The following is a 22,773-nucleotide window of genomic DNA, read 5'->3' as shown; positions in this document are numbered from 1 at the left end:
TAGCGCAAGCCCATGGAAAAACTCATTAATATTTTAAAAAGTACTTTAAAGGATTATCCCGTTATCGACATTGTGCAAAGTGGCGGAAGAACGCTCGATATTATTGTATCGACGAAGGAAGATGCCAAATCTATCCGCAATATGGCGGAACTGATACATGAGGATAGCGAAATTAAGATAAAAGACATTCAGATTAATTTTGTGGATCAACATGGAACCCGCTTCGAACGCTAACCGAACCAACCCGAGCAGCCCAGGTAAAATGGTGGTGCTGGATTATTTATTTGAAGACCAAACCGGATTAAAGGCTTACCAGCTGATTCGCCAGGGGAGCGGAGCGGTGTGGCTGGTGCTTGATGATGACGAGTTGCTGGCTACGCTGGATAAAACAGACGGCCGTTGGGCGGCTGTTGGCGATTCGAGCCTTGATGTTTCGAGATTGAACCATATTGGTTCTTTTATTGATAAACAGCATTTTAATTTTTTGCCGGGGAAAATTAAAAGCCACTGGGCCGACTGGGTTCAGGAAGTGGTTATGGAAAATGACAGTGCATACCTTGTTATCTGCCGGGCAAATACTGATTTCTTTCGGTTTAAAAGTGTTTTCAGTGCTTTTATTGGTCAGCTGGTAGAGGATGAATGGGAAATTACCTTTAAGGTTTATAATGCCGATTTTACGGATGAATTTATGGTTCGTGTTTATTAAGGCATTTGCCAGATTTGTTTTAATACTTTAAGCCATATTTCATGTTTTTTAATCGGTTTGCCTGCTGTGGCTGGCCTGCCTTTGATTAAAAAATGAAACTATTTTTAAGTGGTGCTGTTCTTGTTTATATCTATTTACCTATTTAAAACCTAATTGATATGCATACGAACAGTATAAATTACAGCAATTTAGAAACGCTTTCTACTTCAGACTACCGCCTTGCCAATGATGGCGCAGACATTACGGGCTGGCCGGTACAGAATGAAGCAGGTGCGGTTATTGGAAAAGTGAATGACCTGCTTTTCGACCCTGCTAATAATGCCATCCGTTACATCATTGTGGAACTGGATTTGGCATTGCTTAACGAAGAAAAAATGGTGCTTATCCCTATTGGTGTAGCCGACCTTGCTGATGATTCGAAAACCATTATTGTGCCTGATTTCCATTTAGACCAGTATGCTGCCATGCCAAGGTATATTATGGATGAGGTGAGTTATGAAATGGAGGATGAAATCAGGAGGGTTATTGGCAGCCCGGCCGCTTTACGGATGGAGGATGAAATTGTAGAAATTGATCGTGAAAATTTTTACAGACACCATCATTTTGACCGTGGAAACCTGGTGCGTGAAGCCCAATCGAGACTATAACCGCTAAGTGTAGATTTTAAATTTTCTATCAGATTTTACAACCGGAATGATGGCTTAAACAAAGGCTGTTGTTCCGGTTTTTTTCTGGCTGGTTTTTTTGAAAATCCTCTTTTAATTTTGTGGTAAATGTTTATATTGAGCCATGCATGAATTTTCTGACAGCCGCCAGGTGAAGGTTGTTTCGAGCTTTACTGAACTGGCTGAAAGCCCTTTCGAAGGCCAGCAAAATGCTGTTTGCTGGGCCAGGCAGCCGGAAGGGGATTTTGAAGCGCTGGTGCATCAATTACAGCTTAAAGATGATGTTACGGAAGTGTCTGCTGAAGATTTATTAAAGTTAAATTTATCGGCAGCGGGTAGTGCGGCGAGGAACACAATTTTAAAGGACCTGAAATGCCTAAAGGATTTTGGTGCACAACCCACGCTTAATCTGCTTAGGGCTTATCCACGGGATGATACTTTCGATTTTATTTCTACAGATGTTTATTCTTTCCATGTTGACCGCTCGCCCGTAGCTGCGGATACTTTTTTATGCACCTATTACGGGGCTGCCAGTGATATTATTGCCAATGAAGATGTGGAGCAAAAGGTGCTCGTGCCTGAAATCCGCCAAAAATTAACCGAAATATATGATGGTGATGAAGGGGATTTTGAAGCTTTTTTAACGGATTATTTTTTTGATTTACATTATCAGCCCAAAGCGGGTGGCGCAATTGTTAACCTTGGCGTAGGGCATTTGTGGAAACTGGCGGTAGATTATCCCGGGCAGGCTGTATTGCCTTGCGTACACCGGGCACCGCTCGAAAAAGCCAATGAATTGAGGTTGTTGTTGATATGTTGAATTATCACTGCTAAATTTTATTCATTAGATATTTTGGACTTTTTACGTTTAAAATATGTTATTGTCTGTCTTTGTAAAAAACATGCTTTAAGACATTGCCAAGCTTGATTTCGACTAATTACAACTTTAAGGGGTATGTTTTATACTACAAATTGTTTATTCGTATTGATAATATTAATACGTTAGTAAGGCCGTATTAAATTCTAATTCATTTGGTGGGGCGAATAAATTATCTCGAACCTCTATCGCACTCTATGATTAAACGGCTACTAATCACCATGTTATTCATGGTTTTCATCTTAATTTCAAAATCTTTTGCTCAAACTTACACTAAGCATTACATTGCACCTGCACCGTGGCAATATTGGAGTAAAGCAAATGAGGTAGTTGTAACCACTAATAGTTCAACGCCTGTAAATGTAACGATTACTAAAAGTGATGGTACATTTATGGCAAGTTTTACCTGCACAAGCGGTTCTCCTGCTGTTTATCGTTTTACGGCGCTACCTAACACATTACCAGCCTTAAGCAGTTCTTTAAATACTGTTTTGAATGGGGCCGGCATGATTGTTACCGGAAGTTCGCCCATAGCAGTAAATGTTAGGAACGTTGCTTCAGATCAATTAAGTGGCGTTGGTGAAGGGAGTGATGCTTTTATCAAAGGAAACGCATCATTATTCAGTTTTGGTGATGCAGCTATTGGCACATCTTTTCGGGTAGGTTATTAAAGGGATGGCAATTTAGGTCCGGGAGAATTGCCGATTTATAGTGTGCTCGCTATTGAAAATAATACCGTTTTTAAGTTAAACGGAACGGCATTAACAACTTTAAATGCTGGTCAGAGTTATTTATTCAGAACCAATATCGGTGCATTGGTTGAAGCATCTGGTCCGGCTGTAATGAATACTTCTGCCAGAGTTGATGCTCCTGGAGGGTGTGGAGATGGCGCTTATAATCCTGTTCCTCCGGTTGCATCCTTAGGTAATGAATATGTAGTTGTGCGTGGTGCCGGAAATGCTACTGCCGAGCAAACCATTGTTATAGCTTCTGAGCCTAATACAACGGTAACTGTTTCGAATTTTGACGCAAACGGCGTTATTCAAAGTACAAATACCTATAACCTTATTGCTGGTGGCAGTTTTGTTCAGTTCACTCACGGTGTTGGCACAACTCAATATTCATCTTCAAGGATTGTTGCAAACAAAAATGTTGTAGCCTATTCTGGAACTGCGGTAAGTTGTGAGGTAGATATTGCAACACTTACGCCAATAGCCTCATGTGGTGGTTCAAATAAGATTGAAACCTATAAATTCAGAAATTACAATTTAAATCAAGACTTACCATATTTTGCCTATATCTCTATAAAGAGCCCGACAGAAAAAATATTTTTAACTACAAAAGGAAGCGGAACAACGAATTACACCAACAGAGATATTGAAACCATTTCTGGTGTGGGGGTTAGGCGCCAGCTTGGCAGCTCGGGCGTGTATATTGTTGATTACAGCGATGCTAATATCGGAGCGCCTGCTTCATTCGTACTAACCAGTAATGCAAGATTATCAGTAGCTGTGGTTCAACAGGGCGGGGGTTTCTCGATGTCGAATTTTCTATCTCCCTTTCCGGAGAAAGCGCTGAAACCAACATTTAGTCAAACAGATTGTGCCTCTGCCACATTAAAAGCAGACCCCAGTAGTACAGCACCTTACCAATGGTATTTTGATGGGAATCCTATTTCCGGAGCTACCTCATCAAGTATCGTGGCAACCATTTCTGGAAGTTACACGGTTACATCTATGCTTAATTGCGGGCTTAGTGCGCAATCCCTTCCGGTTAGTGTAGCCCTTTGTAATATCGATCTTTCTATGGTGAAATCGGTAGATAATGCTACCCCCTCTGTAGGTTCAACAGTTGTTTTTAGTCTTAATGTTACCAATTCTGGTCCGGGTAATGCCGTGGGAGTATCTGCTACAGATTTACTACCAACTGGTTACAGCTATATTTCTAATACTCCATCTGCCGGAACGATATATGACCAACCGACAGGAAAATGGACGATTGGACAATTGGCTAAAGGTGGTACTGCTTTATTAAGAATATCGGCAAGAGTTTTAGCAACAGGTAATTATTCAAATACTGCGAGTGTAACCAGCAGTCAGCAGGATTTCAACATAGCTAATAACACAAGTACGGCAGCCACAACGCCATCAGCATCAATATCACTTACATCTGCAAGTGGTACCGATGCTCAGGTTGTTTGTATAAATACACCGATAACACCGATTGTATATCAGCTTGGAGGCTCAGTAACTGGTGCTTCGGTAACAAATCTTCCTGCTGGTTTGGGCCAAAATTATAACAATGCAAATAAAACGCTTACCATCAGCGGCACGCCAACGGTGCAAACTACTGGCGCACAAATTTACACGATAACTACAACGGGTTCTGTAACATCTACAACAGGAAAAATTACGGTAAATGGTACTGTAGCAAGTCCTGTTTTTGCTTCGGGTTTAAGTAATACCCGTTGCCAGGGATATAGTGTTAATACCTACACCGCAACCGCAACCAACAGTAACGCGATTAGCTATTCTTTAAGCCCATCCACATCTGGTGTGATTAATGCTATTACAGGCGAACTTACCTGGGCTACCGGTTTTAGTGGGAATGCAACCATTACGGCTACGGCGACAGGTTGTTCAGGTCCGGTTTCTTCAAATTTTGTTGTAACTGTGGAGTCTGCAGGCAGTGTAGGTGGCTCAACCACTATTTGCTCAGGCGGAAGCGGAACATTAACCTTATCCGGCAATTCTCCGGGTAGTACAGTTACCCGTTGGGAATCCTCATTGGATGGAAACAACTGGACTGCAATTGCCAATACAACAACATCTTTAGCTTACGCTAACCTAACGCAAACGACCTCATTCAGAGCGGTATTATCTTTAAATGGTTGTCCTTCTGTACCTTCGTATGCAAATCAGGCGCTGGTAACTGTAAATCCAAGACCACAAGTATCTAATCAAACGGTGCCATTGTGTGGTTCTACAGGAAGTTTTAACATTCAGCCAACAGCTGCACCATCAGGAACAGTTTATAATTGGTCGCTTCCAACCGGCTCGGCAAGTATAACCGGCGCCACAGCGGGGACGAACCAGACTGCCATCATTCAAAACTTAACAATTACCGGAGCAAATCCCGGAACATTAACTTATACGGTAACACCATCATATAACGGATGTGTTGGTGCATCATTTACCATTATTGTAAATATGGTGCCTACGATAACTGCTTCGGCAGTTAACCCAGCAGCAATTTGTTCTAATACGGCATTTAGTGTAAGCCCAACCAGTAATGTTACGAATACACAATACACCTGGACAGCCGCTCAACTTTCTGGGGGTGTGGTTAGTGGTTTCAGCAATCAGGATAATTTAGTTTCTGGGCCAATTAGTCAAATACTTACAAATACCAGTGGTACAACCGGAGTAGTTAGGTACACTGTTACGCCTACCGTGAATGGATGTACCGGCAATGCCTTCACTTTCGATGTAACTGTACAAAGTGCTACAATTGCAGGGGCTATTGCAGCTAACCAAACAATTTGTGTCGGCTCAACTCCGGCATTAATCACTTCAACAACTGCTGGTTCGGGTTCTGGTGTAATTAGTTACAGATGGGAAAGTTCTTTAAATAACAGCACATGGACCGCTGTGTCGGGCCAATCTGGAGCAACCTATCAGCCTGCTGCATTAAACCAAACAACTTATTATAGAAGAATTACAATATCGACAACAACTTCGCCAAATTCTGTTTGCGAATCTCAGCCAACCAATCCGGTAGTAATAACTGTAAATCAGTCGCCATCTGTTGCAAATGCAGGTGTTGATCAAACGCAATACAATTCTGGCGTATTTACCCTACAGGGTAATGCTCCAATTGTAGGCATAGGCACGTGGACAGTTATAAGCGGAACTGCGACAATTGCAAATCCGGCAGACAGAAATACTACTGTTACCATTGCAAAAAATACAAGTGCAACATTAGCCTGGACTATTACAAACGCACCTTGTCTTGCCTCAAGCGATGAGGTGATTATTACCTACACTGAGCAAACAGACCTTCGCGTTACTAAATCAGTAAATAAAACCAATCCAACTGTTGGCGAAAATATAACTTTTACAATTTCTGCAAATAATCTCGGGCCAAGTAATGCATCGGGAGTGATAATAAACGATGTTTTAAAAGCCGGTTACACTTTAGTGTCATCTAATCCAAGCGTTGGTACTTATTTAAACGGGGTTTGGACCATTGGAACCTTATTGCCGAATGCCACACAAACGCTTACAATTGTAGCAACTGTTAATGCAAATGCTACGTCGGCAGATTATGAAAACAATGCAACTATATATGGTAATGAAAACGATCCAACGGGAGCAAATAATACTGCAAATATTACCAACATAGTACCTGTCAGGAAAATTGATTTCTCGCTTGCGAAAATCGCTAATCCTAAGCCAGGCGTTGCAGGAAATCCTTTCAGCTATGTTTTAACACTTACAAATAATGGTCCGAGTACTTTGCTTGCCTCAGATGTGGCGAGTATTACAGATAATTTACCAGCGGGATTTATTGTAACTAATTATTCAGCATCTGCTGGAAGTTATACATCTACAAATGGAAACTGGACCGGGCTAACGCTTGCAACGGGGCAAACCGCAACCTTAACCATTAATGGAAACTTATCTGCCCAAGCCAGCGGAACAATTTCAAATACTGCCAGCGTTGTTGCACCAACTGGTACGGTTGATCCGGATTTAACAAATAATTCTGCTACTGATAATACCAATATTACCAGGTTGATTGATTTGGGTATAAGCAAAACTTCTACACCAAAACCTGTACAAGCTGCGGCTTCTTTAACCTACACAATTACTTTGGTTAATAATGGTCCGAGTAGTTTGGTTGCAAGTGATGTTGTTAATCTTACTGATAACCTACCAGCTGGATTTTCTGCCACGGCATTTACGCCGGCAACCGGAACCTATAGCAATACAACTGGCAACTGGACAGGTTTAACCTTGGCCCCCGGTCAATCTACAACATTAACCATATCTGGTAATGTGGCCCAGGATGCAGCCGGGACATTAAATAATTCAGCATCAGTTATTGCACCACAAGGTACAACTGATCCATCATCAGCTAACAATACTGCAACGGATGCCGTAACGGTAAACAGAACGATTGATTTTAGTATTGCTAAAACCTCTACACCATTAAGAGCTGTTGCCGGAAATAGTTTAGTGTACAACATCACTGTAACTAATAATGGAACGGCGAAGATGTTATCTTCTGATGTTTTAAGGGTAGTTGATGTTTTGCCATCAGGTTTTACAGCGAACAGTTATAATGCATCTGCGGGTGTTTACGACGGTGCAACTGGAAACTGGACGGGTTTAACAATAGCCAGCGGACAAAGTGTAAGCCTTGCCATTAGCGGAAGTGTTTCTGCTGCGGCAACAGGTAGCTTAACCAATACTGTAACACTTACTGCGCCAACAGGCATAACTGATCCAAATACTACAAATAATACATCGAGCATCAATACAATTATTGATTCAAAACCTGTTCTAAGCATTGTTAAAACCGGTTCATCAGGTCTTACTGCAGGAACAAATTCCAATTACACATTACGCATAGTTAACAATGGAAGTAGTTATGCTGTAAACGCAGATGTTGCAGATAGTTACAAATGTTAAAGCTAACGATGGTCCTGCATCTGCGGCTTCAAGTGTTGTTATTGCTCGAAATCCATCAAATGGAAATGTTGTTGTTAATGCAGATGGAACCGTTTTATATACACCAAACGCTAATTTCACCGGTGCAGATTCATACACATACAGATTAAGAACTGTAGATGGTGTTCTATCAGATGAAATTGTTGTAAATATTAATGTTTATTCTGCGGGATATACCTTTAATAAAGTTGTAAACGGTGCCGTACCTACCTCAGCAGGCGGCGTACTAAACTATAATTTAATCATTACTAATACCGGAACTGCTCGATTAACGGATATCGTAGTTACAGATGTAAATGCAATAGTTGCAGGCTCGCCAATTGGCGAATTATTACCGGGTGCTTCTGTTACCTTAACTGCAACACATATTTTAACACAAAGTGATGTTAATGTTGGTCAAATTAGTAATCAAGCCCTTGCCACTGCTAAAGATGCTAAAGGCAATAATGTGGCTATGGTTTCAGATGATCCGGCTACGGCTGCAGCAAACGATGCTACAATTACCGTTATTAGGCCTGTTGGAGCAATCTCTTTAACCAAAGGCGCTTCATTTACTGGCAATGTAATTACCTATAGCTTCACTATTAAAAATACAGGCAGTGTTACATTAACCAATATTTTATTATCAGATGCGAAGCTTGGAATTATTAATAAAGTTGTAAATGTAGCCGGAGGCTTAGCCCCTGGAGCATCGATTACACAAACCGAGGTTTATATTTTAGTACAAGCCGATAAGGATTTGGGAAGCGTAAGCAATAGTGCTTCGGTAAGTGCTGTAACGCCAGGAGGATTGCTAATTACGGATATTTCAGGTACTGGTGAAGGCAATAATACACCAACTGTTATTACAGTGCCGAAATCACCGATTGCTTTTGATGATAAAGCAGAAACGAAGGCTAATAGTCCGGTGGTGATTAATGTATTGGCTAACGATGACCCTGGTAATTCTACTTTAGACCAGTTGACGGTAGAAATTATGGTACAGCCACGAAACGGAACCGTTCGTGTAAATCCTGATGGAACCATTACTTACACACCAAAACCTGGCTATACCGGAGCCGATTCTTTTTCTTACAGGGTTAAAGATGCATTCGGATATTACACTAACGTAGCAATAGCTACCATAAATGCCAATTTTGTGGATATAAAAATTCCAACTTTATTTACACCTAACGGAGATGGAATTAATGATGTGTTTGAAATCAGAGGATTGAATCAATATCAGGATAACGAATTAACCATTGTAAATAGATGGGGCAATGAAGTATTCAGGCAAAAAGGCTATCAGAATACATGGAGTGGAGAAGGCTTAAATGAAGGAACTTACTACTATCTGCTTAGGGTAAAACGTATAGGAAGTAATGAATACGAAGTATTTAAGGGATATGTAACCTTAATCAGGGCTTTCAAAAATTAAGAGATGGTTTGGGTGGGGTTTTGTAAACCCCACTTTTACGCAAACAGATATAAGATGAAGAAACTAATACTTTTATTAACGGGTTTAATTCTGTTTTTTTTAAAAACGGTATCAGCGCAGCAAGATGCACAGTTTAGTCAATACATGTTTAATGGTATTTATATAAACCCAGCTTACGCCGGCTATCGCGAACAGCTTAACCTCCATGCATTTTACCGTAGCCAGTGGACTGGTATTGAAGGTGCTCCGCAAACCATGTCGCTCGCGGTAGATGCAATTGCAAATGACGGGAATGTGGGTTTGGCGTTTCAAGTATCAAATGATAGGCTAGGAGCGCAACGAAATTTATCTGCATACGCAAGTTACGCTTATCGCATACGTATGAATGCCGATGGAAGTTCACGTTTATCTTTTGGTGTGGGCGCAGGGGCTGTACAATTGGGTATTGATGGCGCTTTGCTAAATCCTAATGATCCTGAACCTTTCCAGCCTGTTGGTTTACAGAGTTCTGTTGTGCCCGATGCAAGAGCTGGAGTTTATTATGCTGATAATCGTTTTTATGCCGGATTTAGTGTCGATAATTTAGTTTCTCAATACATTGATATTGATAGGTATGCATTTATTCCACAGCCTAAACCGCACTATTACCTAACGGCCGGAATGCTTTTACCTCTATCAACAGATATTTTATTAAAGCCATCATTTTTAATCAAAGATGATAGAGGCGGACCAACAAGTTTAGATTTAAATGCTTTTTTTATTCTTGCTGATAAATTCTGGTTAGGTGGTTCTTACCGTACCGGTGTAAAGCTTTATGATAAGTCTTATCTGCAAAAAGATTTATCGAACTTGAATTCGGCGGTGGCAGCCATCCAGATTTTCCCGAATTCAAATTTAAGAATTGGTTATGCTTACGATTTTTCAATTGGTCCTTTGCAGGGCTATAGCAGTGGTACGCATGAAATATCATTTGGTTATTTCTTCAACAGGAAAAATACCAGAATGCTTAGTCCACGATATTTTTAAGCTGTAATCATCAAAATATCAGGTTCACATTTTATTAAACGAATCGAAAAAAAAAACAACGAATGAAGAAAAGTTTACAAACGATATTTATCCTGATTGCGCTGTTGATTAATTTATCAGCGGTAAAGGCGCAATATGTTTTAAAAGAAGCCGACAAAGCCTTTGATTTGTTTAATTATAATAAGGCGATAAATTTATACGAACAAGCCTACAAAAAAAAGCAGACTTTGCATGCTGCCGAACGTTTGGCTCAATCCTATCAGTTTATAAATAATTATCCGCAAGCCGAAAGTTGGTATGCAATTGCTTCTAAAATGCCCGGAAGTAAGAATGAGAATATATTAAACTATGCTAAAACGTTACAGCAAAATGCTAAATATAGCGAAGCTAAAACCCAGTATTTAAGTTTTTTTGAGAAAGACACCATACTTTCATCTAATGATAAAAGTAAACTTATTGCTTCTTGCGATTCGGCGGTAAAATGGATGAAAAATCCATCAAAAACTCAAGTAAATAACCTTAATACTATCAATGGCCCTCAATCTGATTGGGGAAGCACACTTTACCAAAATGCTTTGGTATTTACTTCTGACAGAAAAACATCAGCGGAAACAGATAAAAATAAGCCGTTTTTAAAATTTGATGGAAGCAAACTTCCAGATAAAAAAATCTATGGCTGGACGGGAAACGGTTACCTTAAGTTATATACAAAACAAGGTAATGATAGTGTAAAAACATTCTCGGTAAACGCCGTAACAAACTACCATATTGGAGCCGCAAGTTTTACAGCCGATGGAAAAACTGTATATTTTACTTTAACGCGTATTCCCGAAAATCTCAATAAAATAAAAGAGAAAACCAGAACCATTAATGTAGAAATTTTCAGCAATACAAAAAATAGTGATGGAACCTGGGGAGCGGCAATACCTTTTAAATATAATGATGTAAAAGCTTATTCTGTTGGCGATCCATTTATCTTAGGAAACGGGAATAAACTTTATTTCCTTTCTGATATGCATGGCGGTTTAGGTGGAACAGATATTTATGTAGTCGAAAAACTTAGCTCCGGAGCTTGGGGCGAAGCAAAAAATTTAGGGGAATTAAATTCACAAGGCAATGAACGAACGCCATATTTAGACAATAATAATGTGTTTTATTTCTCAAGCGATGGGCAAGTAGGTATGGGCGGCTTAGATATTTTCCGGGTTTCTAAAAGTTTATCAGGAACATCAATGGTAACAAATTTAGGCTATCCGACTAATTCTCCACAAGATGACTTTGCCTTTAATATGGATGATAAAACGAATAAGGCTTATCTTTCATCAAACCGTTTTGGGGGTTTAGGTAATGATGATATTTACAGTTTAAATACTAACCTGAATTATGCAATAAAATTAAATGGGAAAGTATTCGATAAAAAAACAAATCAGGTAATTAGTAAGGCCGTTGTAACGCTTACAAAAATAAATTCTACACCAATTAAAGTCGAATCTGATAATGATGGGAATTTTAAATTTAACCTTGAGCAAAACTCCGATTATGAATTAACCGGTGTAAAAACAAATTACCGTTCAGGTTTTGCCCAACTAACAACAAAGGCTTTATCTGCTGATTCGGTACTAACCAAAAATTTATATTTAGAAACTGTAGAGCTTGATAAGCCAATCAAAATTGAGAACATTTTTTATGATTTTGATAAATGGAGCATTAGGGCCGATGCCGCAGTTGAATTAGATAAACTGGTTAAAGTTATGTTAGAAAATCCTACCATTTGGATCGAATTTGGTTCGCATACAGATAGCAGGGGAAAAGATGCTTATAATTTAATTTTATCTCAAAAAAGAGCTGATGCTGCGGTAAAATATATCGTTTCCAAAGGAATTGATGTTAACCGTATCTCGGCTAAAGGCTACGGAGAATCTAAACTGCTTAACAATTGCAAAAATGGAATTCAATGTGATGAACAAGCACAGCAGGCTAATCGACGTACAGAATTCAAAATCGTAAAACAATAGAGATTCATTCAAGCAAACAATATTTTTCAAAAACGAAAGCATCCTAATCTCAATGCTTTCGTTTTTCGCGTATAAATACCTGCGTATACCTTTGCAATCGTTACATAGGTAATTTCTGGCTTCTAAGCTGAGATAGTTTCAGCGTCTGACCGGATGCTGCATCTTTTTGGTTGATACGTTTATCTAATCTTCCCTCAACAGTGTAAATCGTCTTCAGAGAAGAAATTTCATCATTAAATTGTAGTGCCGGCATTTTGAAAAGCGCTTGTTAGGTATATAATTCTGACGTATTTATACCCATATCCGACAAAGTCGCGATTCGGGATTGCTTGGTCAAACATAATTCCCTTGATTGTGTTCCTTAATCAAAATGCCACCTCTGGCATTAGGATTTATCAGCTAATTGATGAAAATATTGAAATGGCAAATGTAATGGCACAGGATGTTTTTGAGATGGATTACTTGGTACAAATTATTCCGGACCTGGTGTGTGTAATTGGAGCGGATGGATGTTTTAAAAAGTTTAATAATTCATTACCTGAAACATTAGGTTACAGCAGTCAGGAATTGATGCGCTACCCGGTTACGCATTTCATTCATCCTGATGATTTGAGTGCCCATTTAACACTTTGCGATGCCTTGTTTGGTGGAGGGGAGAGCCAGAAATATGAGAACAGGTTTTTGACGAAGCAGGGGAAGGTTGTATTTTTATTCTGGACGATTGTTTATGCGGAGCGGTACAATGCTTTATTCTGCATTGCGAAAGATGTTACGCTTATTAACCAGCAGTCGGAACAGAGCCGTATTGACAACATATTATCTGGTTTAAAGCCAGAGCAGATTGAGCGGTTAAAGGTATCGCCTGAAACCCTTCGGAAAAATGCCGGCATGAGTGCCTTAAAACCAGATTTACAGCAGTTTGAAAATTTGTCTCAACGTGAAAGTGTATGGTTTGAAAAGTTTGAATCTGTTGTGCGTCATCATCAAAAAAAGGAGCCCTTAACGCTGAGCATGGTTAGCTCGGAGCTTGCCATTACAGAGCGCCAGCTGTATCGTTTGGTGAAGAAGACCTTGAATACCACACCGAATATGCTGGTTAGGATTATCCGTTTACAAATGGCATGGGAAGCCATTGCAACGGGCAAATACAGGACAGTTACGGAAATTGCCCATGTTGCGGGTTACCCATCCAGGGCTTATTTCCAGCGAATTTTTCTGGAGGTTTATGGAATAGAAGTTTCGGAGTTATTATAAATATGTGTTGATATGTCTGGATTAAATCTATCAAATAAAATAAACAAAACGATACTCGTAATAGACGACGATGAGGATATACTTTGCGTTTTGGATATTTTATTACAATTGGCCGGTTTCCAGCCATATCTATCCAGAACGGGATTGCCTATTGAAGAAGTTGCGGCCATTAACCCGGCTTTGATTATGACCGATGTACGCATCAGTGGTTATGAAAAAACCGGTGCTGAACTTTGTAAGGAGCTTAAAGAACATTCGGAAACCCTATCTTTTCCGGTGATATTAATTTCTGCAGAATATGAATTACCAAAGCTAGCAGCAGATAGCATGGCCGACGCATATATTGCCAAGCCTTTTGATATCGATTATGTACTGTCGACCGTAAACAGGTATTTTTAGTGAATTTTAAAATATGAATTCAAATTCAGGGCAATTGGGTGCGTGGTTACAGATTCCATTAGAAAAAGCACAGTTACGCAAATTTATAATCAGCCATTTAAACCGGATTTATTCTGCTAAGTTGCATTTAACCAACCGGTTGCCTATGTTGCTTAAGCATGTGCAGTTTTCGGTTTTAGAAAGTGCCATTGTTGAAACGGTAGAAGATGTAGAAAAACAACTTGCCAGGATGGAGCTGATTTATGCGCTTATGGATCGTAAGATATCTAAAAAGCCAATAAAAGGTTTGAGTGGTTTAATTGAAGATGCTTTTTATTCGATTGAAAAGCTTGCAGACCAGGACGAGTTGTGTGATTTATCGATTATATTTTACCTTCAGAATATTAAAAGCGTGGAGATGTCATCCTTTCAGATATTGCAAATGGCGGCGGCAAAATTATCGGATAAGCAGGTGGTAAAATTGCTGAATGAGAATTACCAGGAAGCAAAGGCAGACCGTATACTTTTCTTGCAAATTTCTACAAAGTATGTTGTTTCTGCTGATTAGCAAAACGTTTCTTTGATTCCTTTCATTTATTAGCAGACAGATTCTATAAGCAGGCTAAACGCAAGCATAGTCTGCGTTTAGCCTTATATAGCTTCATTATTAGCGGTGTGCTTTTAAGTTCTTTTTAAGCAATTCTCTGGCGGCGTGGATACGGGTTTTAACTGTACCAAGCGGAATATTAAATTCTACTGCTATTTCCTCGTACTTATAACCTTCAAAATACTTAATAAATGGAATTCGATAGGCATCGGGTAATTTTTTAAGTGCTTTACCGATGTCGCCTAAAGCGAAACTTGATATTGAAGCATTTTGTGTGGCGCTTATCATTAAATGGTCGTAAGAAATTTCCTCTTCGGTGGTGATAATTTCCTGTTTGCGTTTATCAAGCCTGTATTTATTTACAAAGGTGTTTCGCATGATTACATACAGCCAACTTTTAAGGTTGGTATTGCTTTCAAATTTATCGCTAAAACGTATGGCTTTCACTAACGTATCCTGCACTAAATCTCTTGCATCATCAACATCTTTTGTGAATTTTAAAGCATGGCTAAAGAGTTTATCACTTGCTTCCTGTGCAGCAATTGCAAATTCTGTTTGATTCATAAGTATGTTTTTAAGGTAAGCTTTATACAAATGAAGCTAGTACATTGTTAGGTACGGATCTACTATATGGGCTAATTTGAGTAATAAACAGCGTAGAAATGTTATTAATACGTTGTTTAACGTATTATTTAAAACATGATACTGGGATTTATTTATGAAAGAAAAATCATTGAAACTTTATCAGCCGGATAGGGTTTTAATAGTAGATTATGTGTTTGGCTTCAAAATTTTCTGCTATGAAAAAGTATTTCAATTTATTCTATATCGCCGGTTTTTTATTTTTAATGTTGACGGCTGTTTTTGCCAGTGCATCTACCATGTCTGCCCGCATTAATAACCCTGCTAAACAAGAAAGTATTACTACAGCACAATTGCTGGGTCAGCTTTATTTATATAGTAACCAGGCGATGCTGAGTGCAAAATTGGCAGCAGATAAATCGAGTGATGCGTTGTTAAAAAAACAGAGTGCTGAACTTGTAGACAGGCACATTCAATTTAATGAAGCCATAAGGTTATTGGCGAAGGATAAGAAAGTTGATTTACCGATGAGTTTACCGGATGGAGGGCAAAGACCTGATGGTAGGGTAGACTCGGCACCTGAAAATTTACGGGATACCACCAGAACACAAAAAGCTACCAGCGAAGCTGAAGGAGATAAAAAGCTTGGCCGTATGAATGGCGTTAATGAGGCGAGCGTAACTGAAGAGGTAAACCGACTTAAGGCATTAAGTGCTGCTGATTTTAATAAGGCTTATTTAGCCTCTGCTGTATCAGTTCAGCAAAAACTATCGGCGCTTTTGAGTGATGGTGCTGCATCATCTGATAAGATGATAAAAAGTTTTTCTAAGAAACAGCTGAGTGCTATAAATGCTCAATTGAGAAAAATGGAAAAGTTAAACTAAAATAAATTTTCGGGTGATGTAATATATCGGCTCGAACTACAGAACCGATATATTAATCGTTGCAATAAGCTTGCCCAACCTGGTAACCTCCACGTGATTTTGAAGGAATAACCTCTCCGCTTTGCAGGTAAAATTTGTATAGCGGCTCGCCAGTGGCGGGAGAGGTTTCAGTACTGATAACCTGTATTACGCCACAAATCTTCTTTTTACAAGATGAAGTTAAGATACTGACTAAGACTAGCAGTATTATTAATTTATTCATTTTTCCCATCAAATCTAACACCTTTTACTGATTATATCACGCTTTCAATCATTTTCAAGTTTATGGCAACTTCGTGCCTTTCTCTAAGCGTCATTTCAAAAGATACGATAGAACCACGGTTAGGGATTTTTTTTGAATCATCGGCATGAAAGCGAATCGTTTGATTTTTGGTGTCTAATAATACGCCAACCCCTGTCACTTTATTATATGTGAGTACCTTACCTGTCATCATCATTTATGTTTATTTTCTGTATTATTAATTATGCAATTAGTATAAATTTTGATAGTAGAACATTGTCTCTTTGAGATTGTTTTATAAAATTTTAAGAAATTTAGATTTCTAAGCTCTATCAGAAAAAATTGACATGGACTGGCAGAGCGCCATCTGGGTTGTTGGCGATGGTAAAATTTCAGCGTAAAATGAAGTTGGTTTTAAGGTAAAGCTGCGAGGGTTGCAGCCTTTTCTGGCAAGGGGAATATATTAGTCAAAAATCCTATTCAATATTAAATTTAAAATAGAATTTCTTTATCGATTTATTATACCGGTAAGGTGATGGTAATTACAGTTTTGTTTGTTTTTGTAGTGACATTAAAATTGCCACCTAATAATTTAAGATTAGCCCGGATAGACGATAAACCTAAACCTATTTGTCTGGACTCATGCCTGAATGGCGTTCCATCGTTAGTTACTTTAATCAATATTATCCTTTTTTCTTGCGATAGGCTAAGGTTAATAAAACCCGGGTTAGCATGTTTAATGGCATTTGTAATTAATTCCTGCGCCGTTCTGTAAATAAAAGTCTGGTGTAGGAGTTTAGTATCTGCAGGTATTTCTGCAATATTTGTTTCAACAGATATCTTACCAGTTAAATTTTGACTCATATCTTCCAGGGCTATTTTTAAACCATGCTCCTGCAATATGGCCGGGCTTAATAAATGCGAAATCCGACGGCTTTCGCTAATCGTTTCTTTTAACATATTTTGCGCCTGACTGCGAATTTGTTCAAAATCGGCTAAGCTGTTTAAATCGTCTGGGTTTTTAAGTTCATCCAATTTTAATAGTATGGCAAAAAGGGATTGTGAAAAACTATGGTGCAGGTTTTCGGCTAATCGGGCCCGCTCTTCTTCCTGTATGTTTAAGGTATGCGTTATACGCTCTAGCCGTTGCTTTTCTTTAAGGTTGTAACTGGCCTTAGTTAGTTGTTTATTCTTTTGTTCGAGGGCATGCATTTTGGATATATCCATATTTACCCCTAAAATTTTGGATAGCGTTTTTGCATTAGCATCCGTACTTTTCTCGATAATTGTTTTTATTAAATGCCTTCTTCTTTCTCCATTGATATTAAAAACAAGCGATATTTCCTGCGCTTGCTGGTTAGTTATTAAATTCTTCAAAAATTCGGCAGCTTTTTTTCTACAACTTTTTGTCGATTTTTCTACAAAAAAATCAAGTGCTAATTTAGTGTCTGGTGTTACATCAAATAAAGCGTAAAACCCTGGTGAGCACACAAATAAATCATTTTGAACGTCAAATTCCCAGCCACCTGTTTGTGCGGTAGATTCTGATTGCGTTAATAATTTGTGGCTACTTTCCAGTTGCTCCTGTTGTTTTTTTCTTTCCGTAATATCTGTTGTTGATGTGGCTACACCATCGCCGAGTTTAACAACCGACTGATGAAACCAACCATTGAATTGTTCTCCGGTATATTTTACATCGTATTGCAAAGCCTCACCTGTTTCTATAACCTTAATAAAATTTTGAAAAATGCCGGTTTGAATAACATTAGGGTTATTTTGAAGCAAGGATTTGCCAATAACATCGCCATAAATTTTTTCTGAGCTTTGATTATTTAAAATCCATTCAAAATCTATGATATTACCTTCCTTGTTTCTTACTGCTCTGAACACCTGAATCATTTCACTAACACTATCGAAGGTAGCATTCAAGGTATTTTTGAGCTGACTGATATCCTGTACCACCATAACCTGTTCATTTGGCTTGCCATCCGAATCTGACAGTTGAGTGCGATAATATTTTATCCACTGCTGTGCATTATTTTTATCAAGATATGACGCTTCCCCTTCAAAAGCATCTTGCGCATGTTCATCATTTTGAAACGTAAAGGCCTCCGGGTTTTGTAGTAAATTTGGGATGGCTGAAGCCATTTTTTTCCAATGTTCGTTATGTAATGAAACGTTGCCATGCTTATCCATAACTGCAAGACCGACCGGTAGAATTTTAAAGATTGCAGAAAGTCTTTTTTCGTTTTCTGATAACATTTGCTCCAGAGTTTTTCGCCTGGTGCTATCTCTGGATAAACCAATTACATAATCTACAGTACCTTTTTCATCAAAAACCGGCGCATAGATGTAATCAAAATAAGCCGCGAAACCTGTGCGGCTAACAAAATGAACTTCATCTTTAACCGCTACACCGGTTTGAAAGATGGATTCTATCTCATTATTTAATTTATGGGCTAGGTTTGCCGGATAATCTAATTCTTCCAGGGTTTTCCCTATCGGGTTCAAATCAGCACCATACAATACCTTCATCGATTCGTTAACGTAGATAAATCTTTTATTCCGGTCAAATGCATAAACGTAATCGTTAAGGGCATCTAATGCAGCGTATATAAATCTTTGATTTTTGTGGAGCCGTTCGGTTTCCTGATGGTTGAATTTATCCTTATTGGTTGTTAATTCTTCATTAATCCTGCAAATCAATGCACCCTGTGCATAAGGTTTTATGGTAAGGATGAGGTATGGAGCACTGTAACGCTGAATATTATTTTCGTCAGCTTTTTGTACTTTATTAGAAAGGGATTTTAATTGATTTATTATCCATTTACTGGCAGAAGCATCGAATATTTGGTTTATATGCTCGCCTACTGCAATGCCCGACTGGTTTGTACAGATGATTTTTGCCTTAAAGCTAATGTAATAATAGTTTAAAGGCAGCGAATTTAAAATATCCTCTGGGCAATACATTTTAAAATTTTCAGCTTGAGCTAATTAGGGAGATGATTTTTAGCTTTTATTAAATTACAAATTTATTCTAAATATGAATAATTCGCCGAAATTAAATAATGCGGTGATAAAAAATCAGGTGTTTGATATTTGGCGTATTTTTTAGCTTAAGTTCAAGTATAAATACAAAAATGGAAAGTATCGTTTGCGTGGTTAGCGGTATTTATGATTACTACAAATGCAAAAAGCTCCTATCAGGGAGCTTTTTACAATCTTAATTATTGTTTATTATCTTCTATTCGGACTGTTTGCCTTCATCATTTCCAAAATCCTGATCTTCAAATGTATCATCCGAACTTTCTTCATTATCCAGTTCCTGATCCTCGCCAAGTGTATTATCCAAAAGTGTTCCTTTGCCATCCGCATATTCTGTTTCTTCTTCAGTATATTCAGTGTCGTCGGTTAATGGTTCGTCACTTTCCAAATCTTCTTTTTCATCTTGTGGCGCACGGCCAACCTGAAACTGCTCCGGATTGATGATTTCCTCTTCGTGTTGGTTTTCGGTATTATTTTCCATAATTTTAATTTTATTGATAGATGTGTAGCTTGTAATAATGCGTTCGTTTTTATTTAATGCATAGATTATTCATCAGCTGCTGCGGCATTAATAGCACCTTCTGCAATCTCTGTTAAAGCAACGTCTGTAGCCTTTTCGTTTTCCAAAGTCTGGCTTAACAAATCTGCCACATCCTGGCGGTTCATATTATGAGCAAAAACTCTTAGCGTTCCGTAAGTTGCAATTTCATAATGTTCTACCTTTTGCGCAGCCAAAATTAATCCCGCATCACGTATCATTGTACCTTGCTCGGTATCAGCTATAATTCCTTCTGCTTCTTCTAACAGGCCGGCCATAGCATCGCATTTCTTTGCGGCTGCTTTTTCATCCAACAATTCAAAAACCTGCTCTAATGTTTCAATGTGCTGTTGTGTTTCTGCAGTATGTTTATCAAAAGCTGCAGCTAATTCAGGACTGGTTGCTGCTTTTTTCATTTTCGGTAAAGCTTTAACCAAATGTTTTTCTGCCCAATAGATGTCTTTTAATTCGTCGACAAAGAATTCATGAAATTCATTGTCTTCCATTTTTGCATTTTTTGTAGCCGATTGGTTCTGAGCTTTTGTGGTCGTTTTTTTTGTGGTATTTGCTGCTGTACTTTTTGATGCTGTTGCAGCTTTTTTAGTTGTTGCCATGTTTATGTTTTTTAGGGTGATTGTATTAAAAAAACCATTGCAAGCCGCTAAAGGTTTGGTGTATTAGTACCCGTTTTATAGAATTAATACTAAGGATATGAATTGTATTTATCTCAACGTTGTGAACGTAGATTATTCAGATAGCTAGTGCTAAAACAAAAAACCCGGCCTGGGGCCGGGTTTTAAAATTTATGAAATCGAATTTAATCTATTTTAAAGATTTTTTAATCATTTCGATTTTATCTAAATGCGCTTTAACGATAGGAGCAGTTTTAGATGCGAATGCTTTTAAATCAGCATCTTTACCATCTTTTGCTTCATCTTCCATTAAATCAAGTGTAGATTTATGTCCGTCTACCATTGCGCTAGCGTAAGCTTTATCGAAATCAGCACCTGTTTTCTTGCTTAAATCGTCCATTTTTTTCTGATGATCTTCATCAACAGTTGTAGGTAATGTAATGTTTTTCATACCTGCAATCGACATTAATTCGGTATTTGCTTTTCCGTGGTCTTCAACCATCATTGTAGCAAATTCTTTTACCTGGGCATTTGTGCTTTTTTCCAATGCCATTTTGCCCATTTCAACCTCAGCCATTCCACCAGCCGCTGCTGTTGTTGCAAATTTAGAATCTTCTTCTGCTACAGCAATGCCACCGGTTTCTGCTACATTAGTTGTGGTGTCTTTTGCCATGTTTAAACTATCTGCTGTTTCTTTGGCATCTTTGTTTCCGCTGCAAGCCTGCATGCTGAAAGCAATGACAGGGATAGCCATTGCATAGATTAATTTTTTCATAGTATAATTTTTTTGTTGTTGCCTATTACAACCATTAGAATACAGAAATGTTTTAAAAAATTAAATGCCTAAAAAAATGCATTTCAGTTAGCAGGATTGGTCATCATCATAAAAAAAATACCCTATTTCTTTTGAGCTTAAAGGGTAAGCAAACACAATTTTTTGGCTTGTTTAGATAGATGTGAAGATAGCTTTTAAGAATAATTTAAACTTTAATTTTATTTTAATGTATTATTGTATAGGTTATATTTCTATCATTATTAACCTTTAATTAGTTCAAAATGCAGGGATATGGATGTATCTCTGCATTTCTTTTAAGATAGATTTGCAGATCGAATAGGTTTTTTGATTTAGAAATTTGTATGCTGAAAGGGATTTAAAGAAAGTCTGTAAGCGCTTAGTACAAGTTCGACAAGATGCCTTTCAAGTGAATGCTAAGCGTTTATCTCCAATTTATAGCCCTTACTTCGTATTACCACGATATTAATGTTTGGGGCAATTTCCAGTTTTTTTCTAAGTTTTGATATGAACATATCCAAACTGCGACCAACAATTACGCCTTCATCTTCCCAGATTTCTTTTTGCAGCCTGCTTCTTTCAATAATTTCGTTTGGTGCCATAGCAAATATCAGCAATACCCGGGTTTCAGTTGCTGTTAAGTCTATAGTGTTTTCATTTAAGGTAAGCTTTCGGTTTTTTGCATCGAATAAAACGTTGCCCAGGCTAATTAAGTTTGCATCCTGAGCGGCAGCAGTTAAGGTTTTTTTTGGTTTAGCCGATTGGAAAAAGATGAAGCCAATAAATGCCAGGAAGGGCAGGCTACCTAATAAATATCGGTTCTTTTCTATTTGTAAGCCTTTAGGTTTAAATTTAATATTTATTGTATAATTCGCTGTTGGCTGTTTCCTGCCGATGCAGGCTACAATATCATCTTTTTTGGTATTTGAAATCGCAAAACTATAAGCAATACTGGCGTTTGCAGGGTTTAAAACATTCACCACATATTCTGATACCAAAGGGTCTTTAGCTAATATTCTTTGAGTAGTTTTAACTAAAGAGTCTGCCTGAAAAGTTAGCTTATTTTCAAAATCGATTTGATATTCGTTTTCGGCAATTTTATTTACAGGCATTACACGAGACACTTTATCTCCGTTTTGAAGAAGCAATTCATGTCCAATTCTACGCATTAAAACCTCTCTTCTCGAGTTAGCGAAATCATCATTATAATTTACGCTAAACGCTAAACAGATGGCTGTGATAAATAAAATGGCTGTAAATCCCAAAAGGTACTTTCCGGTTCCGAAAAGGAGATTTTTGCTGTCAAACATCATTGCACAAATTTATTCACAAACGCTTT

General features: G+C 38.2%; 22 protein-coding genes. 13 read left to right on the top strand and 9 right to left on the bottom strand.

Translation table 11 applies throughout. The features are described from left to right. Nucleotides 1–12 precede the first annotated feature (12 nt). From LUA90_RS14690 to LUA90_RS14650, 9 genes are all read left to right on the top strand, one after another. Nucleotides 13–234, top strand: coding sequence for a hypothetical protein (locus LUA90_RS14690; protein ID WP_231491408.1), 222 nt, complete (start codon nt 13–15; stop codon nt 232–234). Continuing rightward, nucleotides 212–706, top strand: a complete 495-nt coding sequence (locus LUA90_RS14685; protein WP_231491406.1) for a hypothetical protein — start codon at nt 212–214, stop codon at nt 704–706. Before LUA90_RS14690 ends, LUA90_RS14685 begins: the two co-directional genes overlap by 23 nt. Before the next feature lie 158 nt (nt 707–864). Continuing rightward, complete coding sequence (locus LUA90_RS14680) at nt 865–1,353, top strand: PRC-barrel domain-containing protein (RefSeq protein ID WP_231491405.1); 489 nt, start codon at nt 865–867, stop codon at nt 1,351–1,353. 142 nt (nt 1,354–1,495) lie between these two features. Further along, complete coding sequence (locus LUA90_RS14675; RefSeq protein ID WP_231491403.1) at nt 1,496–2,191, top strand: DUF1826 domain-containing protein; 696 nt, start codon at nt 1,496–1,498, stop codon at nt 2,189–2,191. A gap of 287 nt (nt 2,192–2,478) precedes the next feature. Continuing rightward, nucleotides 2,479–2,919 (top strand): hypothetical protein, encoded by a 441-nt coding sequence (locus LUA90_RS14670; protein WP_231491402.1) that lies wholly within the window; start codon nt 2,479–2,481, stop codon nt 2,917–2,919. A 42-nt stretch (nt 2,920–2,961) separates the two neighbouring features. After that, the gene (locus tag LUA90_RS14665; RefSeq protein WP_231491401.1) at nt 2,962–7,944 is read left to right on the top strand and encodes a DUF11 domain-containing protein; all 4,983 of its coding nucleotides are present in this window, start codon (nt 2,962–2,964) and stop codon (nt 7,942–7,944) included. Further along, nucleotides 7,919–9,400 carry an Ig-like domain-containing protein gene (locus LUA90_RS14660; protein WP_231491398.1) on the top strand — a complete coding sequence of 494 codons (1,482 nt, stop codon included), beginning with the start codon at nt 7,919–7,921 and terminating at the stop codon, nt 9,398–9,400. Before LUA90_RS14665 ends, LUA90_RS14660 begins: the two co-directional genes overlap by 26 nt. A 54-nt stretch (nt 9,401–9,454) precedes the next feature. After that, nucleotides 9,455–10,426, top strand: coding sequence for a type IX secretion system membrane protein PorP/SprF (locus tag LUA90_RS14655; RefSeq protein WP_231491396.1), 972 nt, complete (start codon nt 9,455–9,457; stop codon nt 10,424–10,426). A gap of 62 nt (nt 10,427–10,488) precedes the next feature. Continuing rightward, nucleotides 10,489–12,441, top strand: coding sequence for an OmpA family protein (locus LUA90_RS14650; protein WP_231491395.1), 1,953 nt, complete (start codon nt 10,489–10,491; stop codon nt 12,439–12,441). Nucleotides 12,442–12,541: 100 nt separating this feature from the next. Here the strand turns inward: LUA90_RS14650 and LUA90_RS14645 are convergent, their stop codons facing one another. Then, complete coding sequence (locus LUA90_RS14645; RefSeq protein WP_231491392.1) at nt 12,542–12,694, bottom strand: hypothetical protein; 153 nt, start codon at nt 12,692–12,694, stop codon at nt 12,542–12,544. A gap of 101 nt (nt 12,695–12,795) precedes the next feature. Here LUA90_RS14645 and LUA90_RS14640 point away from each other — a divergent pair, with 101 nt between their 5' ends. The 3 genes from LUA90_RS14640 to LUA90_RS14630 are packed head-to-tail and all read left to right on the top strand — an operon-like array spanning nt 12,796 to nt 14,641. Further along, on the top strand, nt 12,796–13,695 hold the full coding sequence (locus tag LUA90_RS14640; protein WP_231491613.1) for a helix-turn-helix domain-containing protein: 900 nt from the start codon (nt 12,796–12,798) through the stop codon (nt 13,693–13,695). A 12-nt stretch (nt 13,696–13,707) separates the two neighbouring features. Continuing rightward, the gene (locus LUA90_RS14635) at nt 13,708–14,094 is read left to right on the top strand and encodes a response regulator (protein ID WP_231463525.1); all 387 of its coding nucleotides are present in this window, start codon (nt 13,708–13,710) and stop codon (nt 14,092–14,094) included. 13 nt (nt 14,095–14,107) lie between these two features. After that, complete coding sequence (locus tag LUA90_RS14630; protein WP_231491390.1) at nt 14,108–14,641, top strand: DUF892 family protein; 534 nt, start codon at nt 14,108–14,110, stop codon at nt 14,639–14,641. A gap of 99 nt (nt 14,642–14,740) precedes the next feature. Here LUA90_RS14630 and LUA90_RS14625 read toward each other — a convergent pair whose 3' ends face one another. Then, on the bottom strand, nt 14,741–15,244 hold the full coding sequence (locus tag LUA90_RS14625) for an RNA polymerase sigma factor (protein WP_231463529.1): 504 nt from the start codon (nt 15,242–15,244) through the stop codon (nt 14,741–14,743). 236 nt (nt 15,245–15,480) lie between these two features. On the opposite strand from LUA90_RS14625, the gene LUA90_RS14620 reads away from it, so the two are divergent. Beyond that, nucleotides 15,481–16,146, top strand: coding sequence for a DUF4142 domain-containing protein (locus tag LUA90_RS14620; protein ID WP_231491388.1), 666 nt, complete (start codon nt 15,481–15,483; stop codon nt 16,144–16,146). Nucleotides 16,147–16,198: 52 nt separating this feature from the next. On the opposite strand, the gene LUA90_RS14615 is transcribed toward LUA90_RS14620, so the two are convergent. The 7 genes from LUA90_RS14615 to LUA90_RS14585 form a co-directional block, all read right to left on the bottom strand. Further along, the gene (locus tag LUA90_RS14615) at nt 16,199–16,408 is read right to left on the bottom strand and encodes a hypothetical protein (RefSeq protein ID WP_231491387.1); all 210 of its coding nucleotides are present in this window, start codon (nt 16,406–16,408) and stop codon (nt 16,199–16,201) included. A gap of 31 nt (nt 16,409–16,439) precedes the next feature. Beyond that, nucleotides 16,440–16,643 carry a hypothetical protein gene (locus tag LUA90_RS14610; protein ID WP_231463537.1) on the bottom strand — a complete coding sequence of 68 codons (204 nt, stop codon included), beginning with the start codon at nt 16,641–16,643 and terminating at the stop codon, nt 16,440–16,442. 302 nt (nt 16,644–16,945) lie between these two features. Further along, nucleotides 16,946–19,396: a PAS domain-containing protein gene (locus tag LUA90_RS14605; RefSeq protein WP_231491386.1), complete on the bottom strand. Its 2,451-nt coding sequence runs from the start codon at nt 19,394–19,396 to the stop codon at nt 16,946–16,948. Between the two features lie 274 nt (nt 19,397–19,670). Beyond that, nucleotides 19,671–19,952 carry a hypothetical protein gene (locus LUA90_RS14600; RefSeq protein WP_231491385.1) on the bottom strand — a complete coding sequence of 94 codons (282 nt, stop codon included), beginning with the start codon at nt 19,950–19,952 and terminating at the stop codon, nt 19,671–19,673. A gap of 65 nt (nt 19,953–20,017) precedes the next feature. Next, nucleotides 20,018–20,623 carry a ferritin-like domain-containing protein gene (locus LUA90_RS14595; protein ID WP_231491384.1) on the bottom strand — a complete coding sequence of 202 codons (606 nt, stop codon included), beginning with the start codon at nt 20,621–20,623 and terminating at the stop codon, nt 20,018–20,020. A 208-nt stretch (nt 20,624–20,831) separates the two neighbouring features. Next, the gene (locus LUA90_RS14590) at nt 20,832–21,416 is read right to left on the bottom strand and encodes a DUF4142 domain-containing protein (protein WP_231491383.1); all 585 of its coding nucleotides are present in this window, start codon (nt 21,414–21,416) and stop codon (nt 20,832–20,834) included. Nucleotides 21,417–21,850: 434 nt separating this feature from the next. Further along, entirely contained in the window at nt 21,851–22,747 is an 897-nt protein-coding gene (locus LUA90_RS14585) for a winged helix-turn-helix domain-containing protein (RefSeq protein WP_231491382.1), read from the bottom strand. Nucleotides 22,748–22,773: the final 26 nt, after the last annotated feature.

The organism is Pedobacter sp. Leaf170 (genome assembly GCF_920984665.1).
Taxonomy (GTDB): domain Bacteria; phylum Bacteroidota; class Bacteroidia; order Sphingobacteriales; family Sphingobacteriaceae; genus Pedobacter.
The sequence above is the reverse complement of the archived record's forward strand: the minus strand, read 5'-3'. Positions and strand labels throughout refer to the sequence as shown.